The following is a 19,248-nucleotide window of genomic DNA, read 5'->3' on the forward strand; positions in this document are numbered from 1 at the left end:
GGGCGCCGTCGTTCGATGCGCGCTGCGCATTGACGTTTTCACGATACGCGCTCTGCTAGCATCACGACCTTGCCCGACGGGACGAGTGATGAGCGAGCGCGATTTCGATTTCTGGTGGACGGTGGAAGGCGAATGGGTCGAGGAACCCAATCGCCGGCGCAGCGGCTGGAGCGGCATGATGCGCGTGCGCCTCGATGGCCGCGTGTTCTATGTGAAGCGCCAGCTCAATCATCGCTGCCGCACCCTGTCTCATCCGCGGGGCTGGCCCACCGCGAGTCGCGAATGGCATTACCTCCATCGCCTGGCGCGCATCGGGGTCGCCGCGCCGGTGCCGGTCTTCCATGATGTGCGCAGGAGTTCCGACGGCCATGAGGCGGTGCTGGTGACCGAGGAACTGCTCGGTTTCGTCGATCTGGCCGGCTGGACCGGTCTGGAGCCGCCGCGACGCCGTCGACTCGCGCAGTCGGTGGGTGCGATGCTCGGGCGTCTGCACCGTGCGCATCTGCAGCACAGCAGTTTGTACGACAAGCACGTGATGGCGCGCGAGGAGGGCGACGGATTCGCGGTGGCGCTGATCGATCTGGAGAAGATGCGCCCACGTCTGCTGGCGCGCCGGGGTGCGGCACGCCGCGATCTGGATCAGTTGCGCCGGCGCCAGTCCTTGTTCGATGACGATGACTGGACGGCGCTGCTGGCCGCCCACGAGGCGCAATTCAGCCGCGCTTGAGCGGCTCGTCGGCCGCGCCGAGGCGTTCGGAGATGTGTTCGGACAGTCGCGGCAGCAGCGTCGCGCGCAGATGGGCGACGGTTTCCTCGTGTAGCCGGTCCGCCGCCAGCGACAGTTCGCGCTCGATGATGGCCGGCAGTTCGGCCGCCACCCAGGCTTCGACCGCGCGCTGGACCACGGTGTCGATCTCGACCAGGCGCTCGGCCTGTGCGATGTGCGTGGCCGGGTCGTGGCGTGCTGCAGGTTTCGGCTGGTCCATTCGGTTGGTCGGCGGCGCGGATATCGGAGCCGGTGCCGGCGGCGGCGGCAGATCGTCGACAATGTCGGTGACCAGCGGCAGGTCGTCGTCTTCCTCGAGAATGCGATGGCGTTGTAGCAGCGCGTCGGCGCGGCGCAACAGGCGGTCGGCTTCGGACAGCTCGCGGTCGTCGTCGGAGTTCATGCGATGGCCTCCCGTCGTTCGGAGTCGAAGGCCTTGAGCGGGTGTCCGGCCTGCTTGTAGTGCATCCAGCGCGCGCGCGCCGGCTGCTTCGATGCCTCGTCGCGCCCCACGATCTCGACCACGGTGTGAAACTCGGCGAAGTCCGGCGCGATGTCCGCGGCGAGGTTGAAAAGCAGATCGTGCGCGGGCCAGGTCGTCGGCGCACCGGCCACGGCGATCACCACCGGCGTCTCGCCGGCGAGCGGGTTGTCCACGGCCACATGCGGGACGAAGGCGAGCTGTTCGAAACTCCACAGCAACTGATCGATGCGCCGCGCCGCATCGGCGTCGCGCAGACGCAGGGCGACACGGCGCCCGCCTGCGACCGCGCGTGCGGTCAGCTCGCAGGCGAGCGCCAGCGGATCCTCGGTGTTGTGATAGAACTGGATCCGCGTCATCGCGCTCAGCCCTTGCTGCGGCCGATCAGGAATTCCGACAGCAGCGGCACCGGACGGCCGGTCGCGCCCTTGGCCTCTCCCGAGACCCAGGCCGTACCGGCGATGTCCAGGTGGGCCCACTTGTAGCTCTTGGCGTAGCGCGCGAGAAAGCACGCGGCGGTGATCGAGCCGGCGGTGCGTCCGCCGATGTTGCCCATGTCGGCAAAATTGCTCTTGAGCAGTTCCTGGTAATCCTCCCAGATCGGCAGGCGCCAGGCGCGATCACCCGAGTGCTGGCCGCAGGCGAGCAGTTCGTCGGCCAGTTCGTCGTCGTTGGCCATCAGCCCCGAGGGGATCTTGCCCAGGGCGATGATCACCGCGCCGGTGAGCGTGGCGATGTCGACCACGGCGGCCGGCTTGAAGCGCTCGGCGTAGGTCAGCGCGTCGCACAGCACCAGCCGGCCCTCGGCGTCGGTGTTGAGGATCTCGATGGTCTGGCCGCTCATCGAGGTGACCACGTCGCCGGGTTTGGTGGCGCCGCCGCCGGGCATGTTCTCGGTGGTCGGGATGATGCCGACGACGTTGATCGGCAGCGCCATCGCAGCCAGCGCCTTGAAGGTGCCGAGCACGCTGGCCGCGCCGCACATGTCGTACTTCATTTCGTCCATCTCGGCGGCCGGCTTGAGCGAGATGCCGCCGGTGTCGAAGGTGATGCCCTTGCCGACCAGCACCACCGGCTTGTCCCGGGCCTTGCCGCCCTTGTAGTGCATGACGATGAACTTGGGCGGCTGGTGCGAGCCACGCGCCACCGCGAGCAGGGCGTTCATGCCGAGCTTTTCCATGTCCTTGCGCTCGAGCACGTCGACCTTGAACTTGAACTCGCGTCCCAGCGCCTGAGCGGTTTCGGCCAGATGGGTGGGGGTGCAGATGTTGGCCGGCAGGTTGCCCAGTTCCTTGGTCAGCGCCATGCCCTCGGCGATCGCTTGTCCGCGCGCGATCGCCTCCTTGAGTGCGCTGCTGGCCTTGTGGCCGGTGAGCAGATCGACGCGCGTGGCGCCGCGGCGGCGCCCCTCCTTGGGCTTGCTGCGCGTGGTCTCGTAGCGGTAGGTCGCGTCGGTGAGTATGCGAGCGGCCTGCTGCATGGCCCAGGCGGCGTCGCGCCCCGGGGGAGGGGTGTCGGCGAGTGCGACGGTGGCCGTGGCGGCCGGCCCGCTGGCGAGCCATTTGGCGACGGCGGCGACGGCGTCGCGCCAGGGCTTGTCGCCGAAGTCCTCGCGCTTGCCCAGGCTCACGACGACGACGCGTTCGGCCTTGCAGCCGGTCGGGTCGGGAACCACCAGCAGCGAACCGGCTCGCTCGTCGAGGTCGCCGCGCGCGACCAGCGCAGCGAGCTTGCCGCCACAGGCTTCGTCGGTCGCGGCGAAGGCCGCCTCGGGCGTGCCGTCGTCGACGAAGGTGGCGACGACGAGCGCGCCGGTGGCGAGCTTGGTCGGGCTGCCGGTCTTTATGGTAAATTCCATCGCGTTTTCCCTTGTGTTCCTCGTTCGAAGATGCGGCCGATTATGGCCGTGCGCGGCGGGGCCGTCAAAAACCCCTCGTTCGCTCTGAAGTCCTAAGGTTGCCGATGCCCGCACGTTCCGTCGGTTGCGCTTTGCGAAGCGTTCCCGCTGCCTTGGAAACCACGGCGAGATGATCTTCCGCTCGGCGATCCAGCGCGAATTCCGCGCCACCGCGGCGGCCATGTTCGTCGCCCTGTTCGCGATCCTGATCAGCGTGGTGCTGATCCGCATGCTCGGACAGGCTGCGGGCGGACGCGTACCCCCCGACGCGGTGTTCGCGCTGATCGGTTTCGGCGCACTGGGCTATCTGCCGGTGGTGCTCACGCTCACCCTGTGTTCGGCCGTGCTGATCACGCTCTCGCGCTGTTATCGCGATTCCGAAATGGTGGTGTGGTTCGCCTCGGGTCTGCCGCTGACCGCCTTCATCCGTCCGGTTCTGCAGTTCGCCGTGCCCGCGGCGCTGGTGATTGCAGCGATGACGTTGTTCGTCACGCCGTGGGCGGAATTCAAGACCGAGGAGTTTCGCACACAGCTTGAGAGCCGCGACGACACCACGCGGGTTGCGCCGGGCGTGTTCCGCGAGTCGTCCAACGAGCAGCGGGTGTTCTTCGTCGAGGTCGGCGCGGGCGAGGACGGCAAGCTGCGCAACGTGTTCGTGCATTCGATCGAGGGCGATCGCATCAGCGTCGTGGCTTCCGCCCAGGGATTCATCCGCAGCGACGAGCGCGGCGACCGTTTCGTCGTGCTCGAGGACGGGCGTCGCTACGACGGCGTGCCTGGCACGGCGGCCTACAAGGTCATCGAGTTCGACCGCTACGAGATTCTCGTCGATCAGCGCCGCGTGGCCAGCCCGACCGTGCGCGCCCGCTCGACCTCGACCCTGGAACTGATGCAGCAGCGCGCCTCGAACCAGCTCGGCGAGCTGTCCGCGCGCATCAACCTGCCGCTGGCCGCGCTGCTGCTGTCCTTGCTGGCGATTCCGCTGTCCTTCGTCAATCCGCGCGCCGGTCGCGGGGCGAACTTCATCTTCGCGTTGCTCGCCTATCTGGTCTATAGCAACGCGATCAACATCGTCGACGCCTGGGTATCGCAGCAGCGCATGGGATTCTGGACGGCGGTGCTGGTACCGCACCTACTGATGCTCGGCGTACTCGCGCTGCTGTTCTACCGGCGTCTGGCGATTTCGCCATTCTGGCGCGCATGGCGGGCGCGGGCATGAGACGCTTGTCGATCCTGACCCGGCACATCGGTCGCGAGATTCTGGTCGCCAGCGCCAGTGTGATGCTCGCCTTCCTGGGCCTGTTCGCCTTCTTCGATTTCGTCAACGAACTCGACGGTGTCGGGCGCGGCGGCTATGGCGTGTGGGAAGCCCTGGTGTTCGTCGTGCTGATCCTGCCGGGGCGCATCTACGAGCTGCTGCCGGTGGTCGTGCTGATCACTACGCTGTACGTGCTGACGACCTTCGCACGGCACTCCGAGATCACCGTGATGCGCGCCTCCGGCCTGTCGATCGCGGGCATGCTGCGCATTCTCGCTGCGGTCGGCATGCTCTTCGTCGTCGCGACCTTCGTCGTCGGCGAGTATGTCGCTCCTCCGGCCGAACGCGCGGCGCAGCAGTGGAAGCTGGAAGCGACCGGATCGAGCGTGTCGAACCGGCTGCGCTCCGGCCTGTGGGTCAAGGATGGCGCCAACTTCGTGAACATCGCCACGGTGTTTCCGGACGGTACGATGCTGGGCGTGAACATCTACGGGTTCGACGAGCGTCGGGCGCTGGGCACAATCAGCGCGGCGCACAGTGGTCGCTACGATGCGGACGAGGAGCTGTGGCAGCTCGAGGACGTTGTCGAGACGCGTTTTCTCGGCGATGCGGTCGAAGTGGTCGAGCTGCCCGGCATGGAGTGGCGCTCGCACCTCACGCCCGAGGTGCTCTCGGTGCTGATGGTCGCGCCCGAGCGCATGTCGGTCACCGCGCTGTTTACCTACATCCGTCACCTGGAAGAGAACGGCCAGGACACGCAGCGCTTCGAGATCGCCTTGTGGAAGAAGCTGACCTATCCGCTCGCGGTGCTGGTGATGATGCTGCTCGCGCTTCCGTTCGCGCTGGGCCACGACCGCATGGGCGGGGTGAGCGTCAAGGTCTTTCTGGGCGTGATGCTGGGCGTGGGTTTCCACCTGCTCAACGGCCTGTTCGGCAACCTGGGCGTGATTAACGCCTGGCCGCCGGCGCTGGCAGCGATCACGCCGTCGATGCTGTTCCTGCTGGCCGCCACCTACATGCTGATCCGTGTCGAGCGACGCTGAGCGCCGTCGCACGCAGGACGAAAAAAGGACTTCCCGCGGGAAGTCCTTTTTCGTCTGCGTCGCACCGGTCACGCGGACCGGCGGCAGGCTCAGGAGGCCTTGTTGGCCTTGTTCTTGAAGTTGAGCTTTTCCTTGATGCGCGCGGACTTGCCGGAACGCTCGCGCAGATAGTAGAGCTTGGCACGACGCACATCGCCACGACGCTTGACGTCGATGCTGGCGACCAGCGGCGAGTAGGTCTGGAAGGTACGCTCGACACCCTCGCCGGACGAGATCTTGCGCACGATGAACGACGAGTTCAGGCCGCGGTTGCGCTTGGAGATCACGACGCCCTCGAAGGCCTGCAGACGCTCGCGCGTGCCCTCGACGACCTTGACCTGCACGACGACCGTGTCGCCGGGGCCGAATTCGGGAATCGTCTTGCCTTCGGACAGGCGGGCGATCTCTTCCTGTTCGAGTTGCTGGATCAAATTCATTGCTTCACTCCGTTTCTTCTGCGGCCTTCGTCGGCCTTGCGTGCAGAGCAGGCTCATGCCTGATGCATGCGGTTTGTATCGGCTGTGTCCAGCCCTTGTTGCGGAGCAGGGCGGTTTAGCCCTGCGCCTTGCGTTCCTGCCTGAATTCCTCAAGCAGTTTCGATTCCTCGCGGCTCAGCTCGCGCGCCGCGATCAGTTCGGGGCGCAGCAACCAGGTCCTGCCCAGCGACTGCTTGAGCCGCCAGCGGCGGATCGCCGCATGATTGCCCGACAGCAGCACGTCCGGAACGCGGGCGCCATTATAGACGTCCGGGCGCGTGTAGTGCGGACAATCGAGCAGCCCGTCGACGAAGGAATCTTCCTGCGCCGAGTCGTCGTCGTTGAGCGCACCCGGCAGTTGCCGGATCACCGCGTCGAGCACCACCATCGCCGCCAGTTCGCCGCCCGAGAGCACGAAATCGCCGAGCGAGATCTCCTCGTCGACGCAGGCGTCGAGGACGCGCTGGTCGATGCCTTCGTAGCGCCCGCACAGCAGCACGAAGCCCGGCTGCGCGGCCAGTTCCATGACCTTCATGTGATCCAGCACCCGCCCTTGCGGCGACAAGCAGATCACGCGACCCGGCGCACCAATCGCCGCCGTCTGCTGCTCGCGCGCGGCTCCGATCGCCGCATCCAGCGGACCCGGCATCATCACCATGCCGGGGCCACCGCCGTAGGGGCGGTCGTCCACCGTGCGGTGCACGTCGTGCGCGAAATCGCGCGGGGTGTGCAGACCCAGGGCGAACAGGCTGCGCTCGAGCGCTCGTCGCGTGATGCCGCTGTCCGTCAGGGCGGCGAACATCTCCGGGAACAGCGTCACGACGTCGTAACGTCGGGGTACGGCGCCGGTGTCCATGGCGCTCACCAGTCGCGTTGCCAGTCGACCGTGATGCGTCCCGCTTCGAGGTCGACCTCGGGTACGTAGGCCTCGACGAAGGGAATCAGCCGTTCGCTGTCGTCCTCGTCGAGCACCCGCAGCACTTCGTGTGCACCGGTGGTCAGCAATCCGACGACCCGGCCCAGCACCTCGCCCTCGCGGTTGATCACGGAAAGCCCGGTGAGATCTTCCCAGTAGTAGGTTTCCTCGCCCGGATCCGGCATGGCCTCGCGCGGCGCGGCGACATACCAGCCCTTGAGCGCTTCGGCCGCGTTGCGATCGGGCGCTTCGCGAAAGCTCGCCACCAGACCCGTTCCATGCGGCTTGCAGCCGGTCAGTTCGACCGGACGCCATGCAGAATCCGGTGCGTCATCGGCGGCCGAGATCCACCACTGCGGCATTTCCGCCCAGGATTGCGGGTCATCGCCGAAGGGCTGGATGCGCACCCAGCCCTTGATGCCGAACGGGGCGACGATGCGCCCCAAGACCATCATGATGCGCTCGGACAGCCTCAGGCTGCCTTGGCGGACTGCTTGACCAGGCGCGCGACCGTGTCGGAAACCTTGGCGCCGTTGCTGATCCAGTGCTGGAGACGCTCGGCGTTGATCACGATGGCCTGTTCCTTCTCGGAGGCGACCGGGTTGTAGTAGCCCACGCGCTCGATGAAGCGACCGTCGCGACGGTCGCGCTTGTCGGCTGCGACGATGTTGAAAAACGGGCGCTTCTTGGCGCCACCACGGGCAAGACGAATGACGACCATTGGGGTGTCCTGAAAATGAAATCGGAAAACGCGACAATATATCGGATTCGCTGCCGTCAAGCAAGATCGGGCGGGGCATCGGGCAGTCGCGGAGCGGGGCTCGCGTATAATCGCCGCCACTGAGCAAAGTGGCCCGATCATGAAGGAAATTCTCGTCCTGTACTACAGCCGCCGCGGTTCCGTGCGCGCACTGGCCGAAGAGGTTGCGCGCGGCATCCACGAGGTTCCCGGCGCGAGTGCGCGCGTGCGCACCGTTCCCCGGGTCTCGACGGTGTGTGAAGCGCTCGAGGACGAGGTGCCCGCCGACGGGCCGCCCTACGTCGAGGTGACCGACCTGGAGGAGTGCGCCGGCCTGGTGCTGGGCAGTCCGACGCGCTTCGGCAACATGGCCGCGCCGATGAAGTACTTCATCGACGGTCTCGCCGGTGCCTGGGTCAATGGCACACTGGTGGGCAAGCCGGCCGCAGTGTTCACGTCCACCGGCAGTTTGCACGGCGGGCAGGAGAGTACCTTGCTGACGATGATGATGCCCTTGTTGCACCACGGCGCGCTGATCGTCGGCCTGCCCTATACCGAGGACGATCTCAACACCACGCGCAGCGGCGGTACGCCCTATGGCGCGAGCCATGTCGCCGGCGCCGACGGCGATCCGTGCCTGAGCGACGAGGAGCGGCGCCTGGCGGCGGCGCTGGGGCGGCGTGTCGCGCAGACCGCGCTCAAGCTCGCGGAGGGCGCATGAGTATACGTGCACTCAACCATCTGGCTAGCGTGCTTCTGATCGCGCTGATCGTGCTGTGCGTGCTGTGGGAGGCCTGGCTGGCGCCGCTGCGCCCGGGCGGCTCGTGGATGATGCTCAAGGTGCTGCCGCTGCTGGCCGCCGTGTTCGGCGTACTCAAGGGGCGGCGCTACACCTTCCAGTGGCTGTCGATGCTGATCTTGCTGTACTTCACCGAAGGCGTGATGCGCGCCTGGGATCCGGGCATCGGTGGCGTGCTGGCGATCATCGAGGCGGTGCTGTCTGCCGCGCTGTTCGGCGTGGTGCTGCTCTACGCAAGGGCGACCGCGCCGTCGCGTCAGCCGCCCGCGTCCTGATCCGGGCTCAATCGCCTGCGGAAGGCGGTTCCTGCGGTGGGGTGTGGCGCCGGCGCTTGGTCCAGCGCCACACCTGGATGAGGTGGCCGGAGGCCGCATAGGCGAGGAACAGCGCGAACAGCACCCCCGGCGGATAGCTCGAGACCAGCGCGAAGCCCATCACCACGGCGATGACGACGATGAAGGGCACGCTCTTGCGCAGGTTGATGTCCTTGCCGCTCCAGAACAGCACGTTGCAGACCATCGACAGACCCGCGAACACCGTCAGGGCGGCTGCTAGCCACACCACGTCGGCGCCGGCGATATCGTTGTCGTTGGCCACCCACACCATGCCGGCGATCAGTGCCGCGGCGGCCGGGCTGGGCAGGCCGACGAAGAAGCGCTTGTCGGCCGAATCGATCGTCGTGTTGAAGCGCGCCAGGCGCAGCGCGGCACCGGCGCAATAGATGAATGCGGCTATCCAGCCGATGTTGCCCAGATCCTTGAGCGCCCATTCGTAGACGATCAGCGCCGGCGCGGCGCCGAACGACACCATGTCTGCGAGCGAGTCGTACTCGGCACCGAAAGCGCTCTGCGTGTTGGTCAAGCGCGCCACGCGCCCGTCCAGCCCGTCGAGCACCATGGCCACGAAGATTGCGACCGCCGCGCTCGCGAACTGGCCCTCCATGGCCTGTACGATGGCGTAGAAGCCGGCGAACAGCGCTGCGGTGGTGAACAGGTTGGGCAGGATGTAGATGCCGCGCCGGCGACGCCCTAGGGGCGGCGGGGTGACGGATTCCTGTTCGCTGGTGTCGAGATCCTCGTTCATAGTCGCGGATTGTAGCGCAGGGCGCACACACGGGCGCCGGGCCGGTCAACGGAAAAGGGCAGGGCGCGCGGATCGGTTCCGCACACCCTGCCCTGGCAGGTGTCAGCCAAGCGCGATCAGTTCTTCGACTGGTCGACCAGCTTGTTCTTGCTGATCCACGGCATCATGCCGCGCAGCTGCTCGCCGACCACCTCGATCTGGTGCGCGGCGTTGAGGCGGCGATAGGCGGTCATCGACGGGTAGTTGCTGTTGCCCTCGGCGATGAACTGCTTGGCGTACTCGCCCGTCTGGATGCGCTTGAGCGCTTCGCGCATGGCGGCACGCGAAGCGTCGTTGATGACCTTGGGGCCAGTCACGTACTCGCCGTACTCGGCGTTGTTCGAGATCGAGTAGTTCATGTTGGCGATGCCGCCCTCGTACATCAGGTCGACGATCAGCTTCATCTCGTGCAGGCACTCGAAGTAGGCCATCTCGGGGGCGTAGCCGGCTTCCACCAGGGTCTCGAAGCCGGCCTTGATCAGCTCGACGCAGCCGCCGCACAGCACGGCCTGCTCGCCGAACAGGTCGGTTTCGGTCTCTTCGCGGAAGTTGGTCTCGATCACGCCGCCCTTGGTGCCGCCGTTGGCCGCGGCGTAGGACAGGGCGATGTCGTGGGCCTTGCCCGACTTGTCCTGGTGAATGGCGATGAGGGTGGGCACGCCGCCGCCCTTGACGTACTCCGAGCGCACGGTGTGGCCCGGACCCTTGGGCGCGATCATGATCACGTCCAGATCGTCACGCGCGACGACCTGGTTGTAGTGCACGTTGAAGCCGTGCGCGAAGGCCAGCACGCCCCCTTCCTTGATGTTCGGTGCGACCGCGTCGCGATAGACCTGAGGGATGTTCTCGTCGGGCAGCAGCATCATCACGAGGTCGGCGCCCTTGACGGCCTTGTCGATCTCTTCGACCTTGAGGCCGGCGGCCTTGGCCTTGTCCCACGACGCGCCGCCCTTGCGCAGGCCGACGGTGACCTTGACGCCCGATTCGGACAGGTTCAGGGCATGGGCGTGGCCCTGGGAGCCGTAGCCGACGATGGTGACCTTCATCCGCTTGATCAGGGAAAGGTCGGCGTCCTTGTCGTAATAAACTTTCATCGATGTCCTCGCAGTGGTTCGGTTTGCTGCTTGTTGATGGAGCCCCGCGCCCGCCTGCCCGGAAACCCGGCGGCAGACAGGAGGCGTTTCAGGGTTCGTCTGCTCGCTTCAGATCTTGAGGATGCGGTCGCCGCGGCCGATGCCGCACACGCCCGAGCGCACCGTCTCCAGGATCAGGTCGGTGTCGATCGCCGAGACGAAGGCGTCGAGCTTGGCCTGGTCGCCGGTCAGTTCGATCACGTAGGACGCTTCGGTGACGTCGATGATGCGCGCACGGAAGATCTCCGTCATGCGCTTCATCTCTTCGCGATCCTTGCCGGTGGCGCGCACCTTGACGAGCATCAGCTCGCGCTCGACGTGGGCCGACTCGGAGATGTCGACCACCTTGATGACCTCGACGAGCTTGTTCAGCTGCTTGGTGATCTGCTCGATGATGTCGTCCGAGCCGGTGGTGACGATGGTCATGCGCGACATCGACGAGTCCTCGGTCGGCGCGACCGTGAGCGATTCGATGTTGTAGCCGCGGGCCGAGAACAGGCCGGATACGCGCGAGAGCGCGCCGGATTCGTTCTCGAGCAGCAGGGAGATGACGTGTCTCATGTTCAATTCCCGGGGAGGGTCTCAGAAACCTTGCCGCCCTTCGCGCCGCAGCGCCGCGAGAACGGCGCTGCGTGCCGGCGCGGCCCGGTGGGGCTGCGCCGGAGGCCGTGGCAGGGGTGAGCCGCGGCCCGCGGGCATGAGGTGCTTACAGGTCCTCGGCCGACAGGATCATCTCGGTGAGACCCTTGCCGCCCTGGACCATCGGATAGACGTTCTCGGTCGGATCGACGATGAAGTCGAGGAAGACCAGCTCGTCCTTGTGCTCGGTGAAGGCGCGGCGCAACGCGTCCTCGACGTCGGCCGGGTTGCGTACCTGGATGCCGACGTGGCCGTAGGACTCGGCCAGCTTGGCGAAGTCCGGCAGCGAATCCATGTAGGACTCGGAGTAACGCCCGCCGTGGAAGAGCTGCTGCCACTGGCGCACCATGCCCAGATAGCCGTTGTTGAGGTTGACGATCTTGAGCGGCATGCGGAACTGCTTGCAGGTCGACAGTTCCTGGATGCACATCTGGATCGAGGCCTCGCCGGTGATGCAGGCCACCTGCGCGTCCGGGTGCGCGAGCTGCGCGCCCATCGCGTAGGGCAGGCCCACGCCCATGGTGCCCAGGCCGCCGGAGTTGAGCCAGCGGCGCGGCTCGTCGAAGTGATAGTACTGCGCGGCCCACATCTGGTGCTGGCCCACGTCCGAGGTCACGAAGGCCTCGCCCCTGGTCACTTCCCACAGCTTCTGAACCACGTACTGCGGCTTGATGATCTCGTCCGAGTTCTTGTACTGCATGCAGTCGCGGCTCTGCCAGTCGGCGACCTGTTTCCACCACGTGGCCAGCGCCTCGCGGTCGGGGCGGGCCTCGCCGGACTCGATCTGGCGGATCATCTCTTCGAGCACGTCACGCACATCGCCGACGATGGGCACGTCGACCTTCACGCGCTTGGAAATCGACGACGGGTCGACGTCGATGTGGATGATCTTGCGCGGCTCCTCGGCGAAGTGCGCCGGGTTGCCGATGACGCGGTCGTCGAAGCGCGCGCCCACGGCCAGCAGCACGTCGCAGTAGTGCATCGACATGTTGGCTTCATACGTGCCGTGCATGCCCGGCATGCCGAGGAACTGCTTGTCGCTGGCCGGGTAGGCGCCCAAGCCCATCAGCGTGTTGGTGATCGGGAAGCCGAGCATGCGCGTGAGCTTGCGCAGCTGCTCCGAGGCGTTGGACAGGATCACGCCGCCACCGGTGTAGATCATCGGGCGCTTGGCCTCGAGCAGCAGCTGCACGGCCTTGCGGATCTGGCCCTGGTGACCCTTGAACACCGGGTTGTACGAGCGCATCGTGATCTCGGCCGGGTATTCGTATTCGCACTTCTGCGTCGACACGTCCTTGGGGATGTCGACCAGCACCGGGCCGGGGCGACCGGTACGCGCCAGCATGAAGGCCTTCTTCATGGTCGCGGCGATGTCCTCGACGTTCTTGACGAGGAAGTTGTGCTTGACGCAGGGACGGGTGATGCCGACGGTGTCGACTTCCTGGAAGGCATCCTGGCCGATGGCGTGGGTCGGCACCTGTCCGCTGATGATGACCATCGGGATGGAGTCGCAGTAGGCGGTCGCGATGCCGGTGACGGCGTTGGTCGCGCCCGGGCCCGACGTCACCAGCGCCACGCCGACCGTCTCGGTCGAGCGCGCGAAGCCGTCGGCCGCATGCACGGCTGCCTGCTCATGACGGGTGAGTACGTGGCGAACCTGATCCTGGCGGAAAAGCGCGTCGTAGATGAACAGGACGGCACCGCCGGGATAGCCGAACACGTACTCGACCTTTTCTTCCTGCAGGCACCTGATTACAATTTCCGCACCGGTGAGTTCCATTACGAGGCTCGCTTTCGCACAAATCCGAAACGAGCAAGATTAGCTTCCGCGCACCTTCCGGTCAAGGCTTGTTGCAGTGCGCAAGCCATCGCCCCGTCTCCGGCTTCGCCAGATTTCTCAACGGTTTAACCCCAATCCCCGCAGGGTCGAAATGAAGAATCCTCCCGCCGCGCAGACGTCGGCCGCTGCCGAACGTCCCGTCGTCGAGTTCGCCGGCATGCGCCGTCGACTGGCCAGCATGCTCTACGAGAGCCTGCTGCTGCTGGGCGTGCAGGGTCTGTTCTACATGGTGCCCAACGTGCTGATGGGCATGGCGCTGGGCGGCATTCCCGGCCCGGTCATCCAGTTGCTGCACTTCGTGTCCATCCTGGGCGCGTATTTCGTGTGGTACTGGCACCGTCACGGCGCGACGCTGGCGATGCAGACCTGGCGGCTCAAGGTGGTCGATGCGCGCGACGGGCGGCCGCTGACGGTGGGTCGTGCGGCCCTGCGCTACGCGCTGGCCTGGCCGTCGCTGTGCTGCTTCGGCGTCGGCCTGCTGTGGCCGCTGTTCGACCGCGATCGCCAGTTCCTGCACGATCGTCTGGCCGGTACCTGCATCGTGCGCATGCCCGACGCGCGCAAGGCCTGAGCCCTGCCCGCTGCGTCGATGTTGCGGTGCACCGTGCGCTATCATCGCAGGCATCGAACGCCTTGCCGGAGCGCGCATGTCCCAAGACACCGTCCGCCAGTCGCATGGCCCGCATCACGCGAGCCCGCCCGAGGCCGTCGTCCGTCGCATGGACGTCGACCCGCGCAGCGGCCTCAGTTCGGCCGAGGCGCGTGCGCGGCGTGACCTGCACGGACCCAACGCCCTGCCCGCGTCGGCACGGCGCAGCGCCTTCGAGCGCTTCCTGCTGCAGTTCCACGACATCCTGATCTATGTGCTGCTGGCCGCCGGTGCGATCACCGCGGTGCTGGGTCACTGGATCGACAGCGGGGTGATCTTCGGGGTGGTGGTGATCAACGCCATCATCGGTTTCGTCCAGGAGGGCAAGGCCGAGCGTGCGCTCGACGCGATCCGCGACATGCTCTCGCCGCGCGCGCAGGTGCTGCGCGACGGGCATCGCCGCGAGGTGCCGGCCGAGGAACTGGTGCCGGGTGACATCGTGTTCCTCGCCTCGGGCGACAAGGTGCCGGCCGACCTGCGACTGGTCGAGGTGCGCAGCCTGCGCGTCGAGGAAGCCGCGCTCACCGGCGAGTCGGTGCCGGTGGACAAGGCGCCGGACCCGGTCGGGCGCGATGTGCCGCTGGGCGACCGCGCCTCGATGGCGTATTCCGGCACGCTGGTGGCCTACGGGCAGGCCACCGGCGTGGTCGTCGCGACCGGTGCGAAGACGGAGATCGGCCGCATCAGCGAGATGCTCGGCAAGGTCGAGGAACTCACCACGCCGCTGCTGCGCCAGCTCGCCGCCTTCGGCCGCACGCTGACCTGGGTCATTCTCGGGGTCGCCGCCTTCGCCTTCGCCTTCGGCACGCTGGTGCGCGACTACTCGGCCGGCGAGATGTTTCTCGCCGCCGTGGGACTGGCGGTGGCGGCGATTCCCGAGGGGCTGCCGGCGATCATGACCATCACGCTGGCCATCGGCGTGCAGCGCATGGCCGCGCGCAACGCCATCATCCGCCGTCTTCCGTCGGTCGAGGCGCTGGGTTCGGTGACCGTCATCTGTTCGGACAAGACCGGCACGCTCACGCGCAACGAGATGACCGTGCAGCGGGTGGCCTGTGCCGACCGGCAGTACGTCGTCACCGGCAGCGGCTACATCCCGCACGGTGGCTTCGAGGAACGCCTCGACGAGGGCTCGCGAGCGATCGAACCGGCCGGTGCGCTGCTCGATTCGGCGCGTGCAGCCATGCTGTGCAACGATGCGCATGTGCGCCGCGAGGGCGAGGACTGGACGCTGGCCGGTGATCCGACCGAGGGCGCGCTGCTGGTGATGGCGATGAAGGCCGGGCTGGACGGCGGGTTCGAGCGCGAGGCGCTGCCGCGCACCGACGTCATTCCGTTCGAGTCCGAGCACCGCTTCATGGCCACGCTGCATCACGATCATGAGGGCCACGGACGCATCTATCTGAAGGGCGCACCCGAGCGCGTGCTGGAGTTGTGCGCGCGTGCGCGCAGCGAGGCCGGCGATGGCGAACTCGACATCGCCTACTGGCACGCGCGCATGCACGAGATCGCCGCCGACGGCATGCGCCTGCTGGCGGTGGCCGTGCGCGAGGACGCCGATGCGATGCGCGAACTGTGCTTTGCCGATGTCGAGGGGGGCGGCTTCACGCTGCTCGCGCTCTTCGGCCTGTCCGACCCGCCGCGCGAGGAGGCCGTGGAGGCGGTCGCACGCTGTCGCGCGGCCGGCATCCGGGTCAAGATGATCACCGGTGACCACGCCGCCACGGCGCGTGCGATCGGCGTGCGGCTGGGGCTGGACGAGCGCGTGCAGGCGATCACCGGTGCCGATCTGGAGAAGATGGACGACGCGGCGCTGGCGCAAGCCGCGGCCGACAACGAAGTGTTCGCGCGCGCCAGCCCCGAGCACAAGCTGCGCCTGGTCACCGCATTGCAGTCGCGCGGCGAGGTCGTGGCGATGACGGGCGACGGCGTCAACGACGCCCCCGCGCTCAAGCGCGCCGAAGTGGGCGTGGCGATGGGCAACAAGGGCACGGAGGCGGCCAAGGAGGCGGCCGAGGTGGTGCTCGCCGACGACAACTTCGCGTCGATCGCGGCTGCCGTCGAGGAGGGGCGCACCGTCTACGACAACCTGCGCAAGGCCATCGCCTTCATCCTGCCGACCAATCTCGGTCAGGGCGGCATCGTGCTGTGCGCCGTGCTGCTCGGCATCACGATGCCGATCACGCCGGCGCAGATCCTGTGGGTGAACATGATCACCGCCGTGACGCTGGCGCTGGCGCTGGCCTTCGAGCAGCCCGAACGCGACATCATGCGGCGTCCGCCGCGCGCGGCCGATGCCTCGCTGCTCGACCGCTTCGTGCTTTGGCGCATCTTCTTTGTCGGCGTGCTGCTGGTGGCCGGCGGCATGGGCTTCTTCCTGTGGGAGATCGACCGCGGGCAGAGCCTGGAACTGGCGCGGACCGCTGCCGTCAATGCGGTACTGGTGGGCGAGGCCTTCTATCTGTTCAACATGCGCAGCTTCCGCGAGAGCGTGTTCAGCCGCGAAGGGCTCACCGGAAATCGCTACGTGTGGCTGGCGATCGGCCTGATGGCACTGGCGCAGCTGGCGTTCACCTACGCGCCGTTCATGCACGCGCTGTTCGGCAGCGCCGCGCTCGATGCTGCGACGTGGCTGCGCGTGCTCGCCTTCGGCGTCGTCGTGCTGATCGTGGTAGAACTGGAAAAACTCGTCGTGCGCCTGCGCGCCGACCCCAAGAGCAACGCCTGACCGGCCGCATCGCGGCCCCACTGGATTCGACATGGACAACACGCTGCAAACGCCCACCATCCTGCGCTCCGACTACCGCCCGCTGGCCTGGCGGGTGGAATCGGTGGAGCTGGATTTCCGTCTCGACGCCGAACAGACGCTGGTCACCAGCCGGCTGGCCTGCGTGCGCGTGCCCGGCGCGAGCGGGCCGCTGCCGCTCGACGGCGAGGATCTGGAACTGGTGTCGCTGCGCATCGACGGCGCCGAAGCCGGCGAGTGCATGCGCCGTACCGAGCGCGGGCTGGAAGTCACGCCGGGGTCGGACACCGCGACGATCGAGATCGTCACGCGGGTGAATCCCGCCGCCAACACCACGCTGTCGGGGCTGTACGCCTCCAAGGGCGGCCTGTTCACGCAATGCGAGGCCGAGGGCTTCCGTCGCATCACCTATTTCCCCGACCGCCCCGACGTGATGGCGCGCTACACGGTGCGCCTCGAGGCCGAGCAGGCGTCGTTCCCGGTGCTGCTGTCCAACGGCAACCTGGTCGATTCGGGCGAGCTTCCGGGCGATCGCCACTACGCGGTGTGGGAAGACCCGTTCCCCAAGCCGTCCTACCTGTTCGCGCTGGTCGCGGCCGACCTCGAGGCGATGGAGCGCAGCGTCGAGACCCTGTCCGGGCGCGAGGTGCTGCTGCAGGTATGGGTCGAGCCGGGCAACCTGGACCGCGCCGGCCATGCGATGGATTCGCTGGTCAATGCCCTGCGCTGGGATGAGGAGACCTTCGGCCTGGAACTCGATCTCGACCGCTTCATGATCGTCGTCGTCGCCGACTTCAACATGGGCGCGATGGAGAACAAGGGGCTCAACATCTTCAATGCCCGCTTCGTGCTGGCGCGCCCGGACACCGCCACCGATGCCGATTTCGAAGGCATCGAGAGCGTCGTCGCGCACGAGTACTTCCACAACTGGACCGGCAACCGCGTGACCTGCCGCGACTGGTTCCAGCTCACGCTCAAGGAGGGCCTCACGGTCTTCCGCGACCAGCAGTTCTCGGCCGACATGCTCGCGCGCGCGGCCGGCGCGGAGCGCGAGGCCTCGGCGCGTGCGGTCAAGCGCATCGACGATTTTCGCGGACTGCGCGCAGCGCAGTTCACCGAGGACTCGGGGCCCATGGCGCATCCGATCCGCCCGGACAGCTATCAGGAAATCAACAATTTCTACACCGCCACCGTGTACGAGAAGGGTGCCGCCGTGATCCGCATGCAGCACACGCTGCTCGGCGCAGAGGGTTTCCGCAAAGGCATGAACCTGTACTTCGAGCGCCACGACGGCCAGGCCGTGACCTGCGACGACTTCGTCGCCGCGATGGCCGACGCCAACGACCGCGACATGACGCAGTTCATGCGCTGGTACTCGCAGGCCGGCACGCCGGTGGTGCGCGCCAGCGGCCAGTGGGATGCCGACGCACGCCGCTACACGCTCACGCTCGCCCAGCACACGCCGCCCACACCCGGCCAGCCCGAGAAGCTGCCGCTGGTGATTCCGGTGGCGGTCGGCCTGATCGGGCCGGATGGCAATGACCTGCCCCTTCGTCTGGAAGGCGATTCCGCGGCGGGCGCCACCACGCGCGTGCTTGAACTGGTCGAGGCCGAGCAGCATTTCGTGTTCGAGGACGTCGACGCCGAACCCGTGCCGTCGCTGCTGCGCGGCTTTTCGGCGCCGGTGCTGCTCGAGATCGACGAGAGCGATGCGCGCCTGGCCTTTCGCATGGCGCATGACGCCGACCCGTGCAACCGCTGGGACGCGGCGCAGCGCTACGCCGAACGCGTGATCCTTGCGCTGGCCGCCAAGGCGGACGCCGACGTGCCCGAGGCTTTCCTCGATGCGTGGGGTGCGCTGCTCGCCGACGAGTCGCTGGATCCGGCCTTCGTCGCGCTGGCGGCCACCCTGCCCGGCGAGGGCTGGCTGCTCGAACGCATGCGTCCGGCCGACCCGGCGCCGCTGCGCGCCGCGCTGATGCGCGTGATGCGCGCGATCGGCGAGCGTTTCGCGGATCAGTGGCTGGGGCTCTACCAACGCCTCGAGGTGCGCGGCCCGTATCGCTACCATCCGGCCGACGCCGGCTGCCGTGCGCTGCGCAACCTCGCGCTGCGCTATCTGGCTGCCGCCGGTAACGAGGACGGTCTGAACCGCGCCGAGACGCAGTTCGAGTACGCCGAGAACATGACCGAACAGTTCGGCGGACTCGCGGCCCTGGTGCACAGCGCCAGCCCGGTCGCAGAGGACGCACTCGACAATTTTCACACGCGTTTTTCGAGCGATGCGCTGGTGCTCGACAAGTGGTTCGCGCTGCAGGCCGGCGCCTGGCGCTGGGACGAGGCTGCGCCGCCGGTTCTCGAACGCGTCAAGGCCCTGATGGACGACCCCGCCTTCAAGCTCACCAACCCGAACAAGGTCTACTCTCTGCTCGGCGCCTTCTTCCGCGGCAACCCGGCCGAGTTCCACGCCGCCGACGGCAGCGGCCATGCCTTCTGGGCCGAGCAGATCATCGCGCTGGACGCGATGAACCCGCAGGTCGCTTCGCGCATGGCCCGCTCGCTGGAGAACTGGCGGCGCTATACGCCAGCGCTGCAGACGTCGATCCGCACCCAACTGGAGCGCGTACGCGACGCCGATGGGCTGTCGCCGGACGTGGCCGAGGTCGTGGGCAAGGCACTTGTCGGATGATCATCGGAATCGGAGC

At 67.2% G+C, this 19,248-nt stretch carries 19 protein-coding genes; 8 read left to right on the forward strand and 11 right to left on the reverse strand.

All coding sequences use genetic code 11. The features are described from left to right. The first annotated feature begins 88 nt into the window (after positions 1-88). Entirely contained in the window at positions 89-727 is a 639-nt protein-coding gene (locus tag C0099_RS05400; RefSeq protein WP_102246494.1) for a lipopolysaccharide kinase InaA family protein, read from the forward strand. Here the strand turns inward: C0099_RS05400 and C0099_RS05405 are convergent. From C0099_RS05405 to C0099_RS05415, 3 genes are read right to left on the reverse strand one after another with little or no spacing between them, the layout of a single operon-like run. Then, positions 714-1,169 carry a hypothetical protein gene (locus C0099_RS05405; RefSeq protein WP_102246495.1) on the reverse strand — a complete coding sequence of 152 codons (456 nt, stop codon included), beginning with the start codon at positions 1,167-1,169 and terminating at the stop codon, positions 714-716. The two genes, C0099_RS05400 and C0099_RS05405, sit on opposite strands and share 14 nt — an antisense overlap. Then, positions 1,166-1,606 carry a DNA polymerase III subunit chi gene (locus C0099_RS05410; protein WP_102246496.1) on the reverse strand — a complete coding sequence of 147 codons (441 nt, stop codon included), beginning with the start codon at positions 1,604-1,606 and terminating at the stop codon, positions 1,166-1,168. The genes C0099_RS05405 and C0099_RS05410 overlap by 4 nt, the downstream gene beginning before the upstream one ends. A 5-nt stretch (positions 1,607-1,611) precedes the next feature. Continuing rightward, positions 1,612-3,105 carry a leucyl aminopeptidase gene (locus C0099_RS05415; protein ID WP_102246497.1) on the reverse strand — a complete coding sequence of 498 codons (1,494 nt, stop codon included), beginning with the start codon at positions 3,103-3,105 and terminating at the stop codon, positions 1,612-1,614. A 169-nt stretch (positions 3,106-3,274) separates the two neighbouring features. Between C0099_RS05415 and lptF the strand changes: the two genes are divergently transcribed. Both lptF and lptG read left to right on the forward strand, forming a co-directional pair. After that, the gene (gene lptF, locus C0099_RS05420) at positions 3,275-4,363 is read left to right on the forward strand and encodes an LPS export ABC transporter permease LptF (RefSeq protein ID WP_102246498.1); all 1,089 of its coding nucleotides are present in this window, start codon (positions 3,275-3,277) and stop codon (positions 4,361-4,363) included. After that, entirely contained in the window at positions 4,360-5,445 is a 1,086-nt protein-coding gene (gene lptG, locus C0099_RS05425) for an LPS export ABC transporter permease LptG (protein ID WP_102248393.1), read from the forward strand. Before lptF ends, lptG begins: the two co-directional genes overlap by 4 nt. 89 nt (positions 5,446-5,534) lie before the next feature. Here lptG and rplS read toward each other — a convergent pair whose 3' ends face one another. The 4 genes from rplS to rpsP form a co-directional block, all read right to left on the reverse strand. Then, entirely contained in the window at positions 5,535-5,921 is a 387-nt protein-coding gene (gene rplS, locus C0099_RS05430; RefSeq protein ID WP_102246499.1) for a 50S ribosomal protein L19, read from the reverse strand. A 115-nt stretch (positions 5,922-6,036) separates the two neighbouring features. Further along, positions 6,037-6,816 (reverse strand): tRNA (guanosine(37)-N1)-methyltransferase TrmD, encoded by a 780-nt coding sequence (gene trmD / locus C0099_RS05435; RefSeq protein ID WP_102246500.1) that lies wholly within the window; start codon positions 6,814-6,816, stop codon positions 6,037-6,039. A 5-nt stretch (positions 6,817-6,821) separates the two neighbouring features. Then, positions 6,822-7,331, reverse strand: a complete 510-nt coding sequence (rimM, locus tag C0099_RS05440) for a ribosome maturation factor RimM (RefSeq protein ID WP_102246501.1) — start codon at positions 7,329-7,331, stop codon at positions 6,822-6,824. A 17-nt stretch (positions 7,332-7,348) separates the two neighbouring features. Further along, positions 7,349-7,597: a 30S ribosomal protein S16 gene (gene rpsP, locus C0099_RS05445; RefSeq protein ID WP_102246502.1), complete on the reverse strand. Its 249-nt coding sequence runs from the start codon at positions 7,595-7,597 to the stop codon at positions 7,349-7,351. Positions 7,598-7,736: 139 nt separating this feature from the next. On the opposite strand from rpsP, the gene wrbA reads away from it, so the two are divergent. Both wrbA and C0099_RS05455 read left to right on the forward strand, forming a co-directional pair. Then, a complete protein-coding gene (wrbA, locus tag C0099_RS05450; RefSeq protein WP_102246503.1) occupies positions 7,737-8,336 on the forward strand; it encodes an NAD(P)H:quinone oxidoreductase in 600 nt (199 codons plus the stop codon). After that, positions 8,333-8,689 (forward strand): DUF2069 domain-containing protein, encoded by a 357-nt coding sequence (locus C0099_RS05455; protein ID WP_102246504.1) that lies wholly within the window; start codon positions 8,333-8,335, stop codon positions 8,687-8,689. The genes wrbA and C0099_RS05455 overlap by 4 nt, the downstream gene beginning before the upstream one ends. A 7-nt stretch (positions 8,690-8,696) precedes the next feature. Here C0099_RS05455 and pssA read toward each other — a convergent pair whose 3' ends face one another. The 4 genes from pssA to C0099_RS05475 all read right to left on the reverse strand — a co-directional run bounded on the left by pssA (position 8,697) and on the right by C0099_RS05475 (position 13,088). After that, complete coding sequence (pssA, locus tag C0099_RS05460) at positions 8,697-9,497, reverse strand: CDP-diacylglycerol--serine O-phosphatidyltransferase (RefSeq protein ID WP_102246505.1); 801 nt, start codon at positions 9,495-9,497, stop codon at positions 8,697-8,699. Between the two features lie 116 nt (positions 9,498-9,613). Next, positions 9,614-10,630 carry a ketol-acid reductoisomerase gene (gene ilvC / locus C0099_RS05465; protein ID WP_102246506.1) on the reverse strand — a complete coding sequence of 339 codons (1,017 nt, stop codon included), beginning with the start codon at positions 10,628-10,630 and terminating at the stop codon, positions 9,614-9,616. A gap of 108 nt (positions 10,631-10,738) precedes the next feature. Then, positions 10,739-11,230 carry an acetolactate synthase small subunit gene (gene ilvN, locus C0099_RS05470; RefSeq protein WP_102246507.1) on the reverse strand — a complete coding sequence of 164 codons (492 nt, stop codon included), beginning with the start codon at positions 11,228-11,230 and terminating at the stop codon, positions 10,739-10,741. A gap of 145 nt (positions 11,231-11,375) precedes the next feature. Then, positions 11,376-13,088, reverse strand: a complete 1,713-nt coding sequence (locus C0099_RS05475; RefSeq protein ID WP_102246508.1) for an acetolactate synthase 3 catalytic subunit — start codon at positions 13,086-13,088, stop codon at positions 11,376-11,378. 151 nt (positions 13,089-13,239) lie between these two features. Between C0099_RS05475 and C0099_RS05480 the strand changes: the two genes are divergently transcribed. The 3 genes from C0099_RS05480 (at position 13,240) to pepN (ending at position 19,232) form a co-directional block, all read left to right on the forward strand. Beyond that, complete coding sequence (locus tag C0099_RS05480; protein ID WP_102246509.1) at positions 13,240-13,719, forward strand: RDD family protein; 480 nt, start codon at positions 13,240-13,242, stop codon at positions 13,717-13,719. 76 nt (positions 13,720-13,795) lie between these two features. Beyond that, positions 13,796-16,525, forward strand: a complete 2,730-nt coding sequence (locus tag C0099_RS05485) for a cation-transporting P-type ATPase (protein WP_102246510.1) — start codon at positions 13,796-13,798, stop codon at positions 16,523-16,525. A gap of 31 nt (positions 16,526-16,556) precedes the next feature. Beyond that, positions 16,557-19,232 carry an aminopeptidase N gene (gene pepN / locus C0099_RS05490; RefSeq protein ID WP_102246511.1) on the forward strand — a complete coding sequence of 892 codons (2,676 nt, stop codon included), beginning with the start codon at positions 16,557-16,559 and terminating at the stop codon, positions 19,230-19,232. The last annotated feature ends 16 nt before the right edge of the window (positions 19,233-19,248 follow it).

The sequence above is a fragment of the Pseudazoarcus pumilus genome (genome assembly GCF_002872475.1).
In the GTDB taxonomy this organism is placed as follows: domain Bacteria; phylum Pseudomonadota; class Gammaproteobacteria; order Burkholderiales; family Rhodocyclaceae; genus Pseudazoarcus; species Pseudazoarcus pumilus.

Bases quoted from the DNA above. Each gene is read 5' to 3' on its own strand.
- C0099_RS05455 (WP_102246504.1), top strand. From the start codon at position 8,333: ATGAGTATACGTGCACTCAACCATCTGGCTAGCGTGCTTCTGATCGCG.
- C0099_RS05480 (WP_102246509.1), top strand. From the start codon at position 13,240: ATGAAGAATCCTCCCGCCGCGCAGACGTCGGCCGCTGCCGAACGTCCC.
- wrbA (WP_102246503.1), top strand. From the start codon at position 7,737: ATGAAGGAAATTCTCGTCCTGTACTACAGCCGCCGCGGTTCCGTGCGC.
- lptF (WP_102246498.1), top strand. From the start codon at position 3,275: ATGATCTTCCGCTCGGCGATCCAGCGCGAATTCCGCGCCACCGCGGCG.
- C0099_RS05485 (WP_102246510.1), top strand. From the start codon at position 13,796: ATGTCCCAAGACACCGTCCGCCAGTCGCATGGCCCGCATCACGCGAGC.
- rimM (WP_102246501.1), bottom strand. From the start codon at position 7,331: ATGATGGTCTTGGGGCGCATCGTCGCCCCGTTCGGCATCAAGGGCTGG.
- pssA (WP_102246505.1), bottom strand. From the start codon at position 9,497: ATGAACGAGGATCTCGACACCAGCGAACAGGAATCCGTCACCCCGCCG.
- C0099_RS05405 (WP_102246495.1), bottom strand. From the start codon at position 1,169: ATGAACTCCGACGACGACCGCGAGCTGTCCGAAGCCGACCGCCTGTTG.
- pepN (WP_102246511.1), top strand. From the start codon at position 16,557: ATGGACAACACGCTGCAAACGCCCACCATCCTGCGCTCCGACTACCGC.
- rpsP (WP_102246502.1), bottom strand. From the start codon at position 7,597: ATGGTCGTCATTCGTCTTGCCCGTGGTGGCGCCAAGAAGCGCCCGTTT.
- trmD (WP_102246500.1), bottom strand. From the start codon at position 6,816: ATGGACACCGGCGCCGTACCCCGACGTTACGACGTCGTGACGCTGTTC.
- C0099_RS05410 (WP_102246496.1), bottom strand. From the start codon at position 1,606: ATGACGCGGATCCAGTTCTATCACAACACCGAGGATCCGCTGGCGCTC.
- ilvN (WP_102246507.1), bottom strand. From the start codon at position 11,230: ATGAGACACGTCATCTCCCTGCTGCTCGAGAACGAATCCGGCGCGCTC.
- rplS (WP_102246499.1), bottom strand. From the start codon at position 5,921: ATGAATTTGATCCAGCAACTCGAACAGGAAGAGATCGCCCGCCTGTCC.
- ilvC (WP_102246506.1), bottom strand. From the start codon at position 10,630: ATGAAAGTTTATTACGACAAGGACGCCGACCTTTCCCTGATCAAGCGG.
- C0099_RS05475 (WP_102246508.1), bottom strand. From the start codon at position 13,088: ATGGAACTCACCGGTGCGGAAATTGTAATCAGGTGCCTGCAGGAAGAA.
- C0099_RS05415 (WP_102246497.1), bottom strand. From the start codon at position 3,105: ATGGAATTTACCATAAAGACCGGCAGCCCGACCAAGCTCGCCACCGGC.
- lptG (WP_102248393.1), top strand. From the start codon at position 4,360: ATGAGACGCTTGTCGATCCTGACCCGGCACATCGGTCGCGAGATTCTG.
- C0099_RS05400 (WP_102246494.1), top strand. From the start codon at position 89: ATGAGCGAGCGCGATTTCGATTTCTGGTGGACGGTGGAAGGCGAATGG.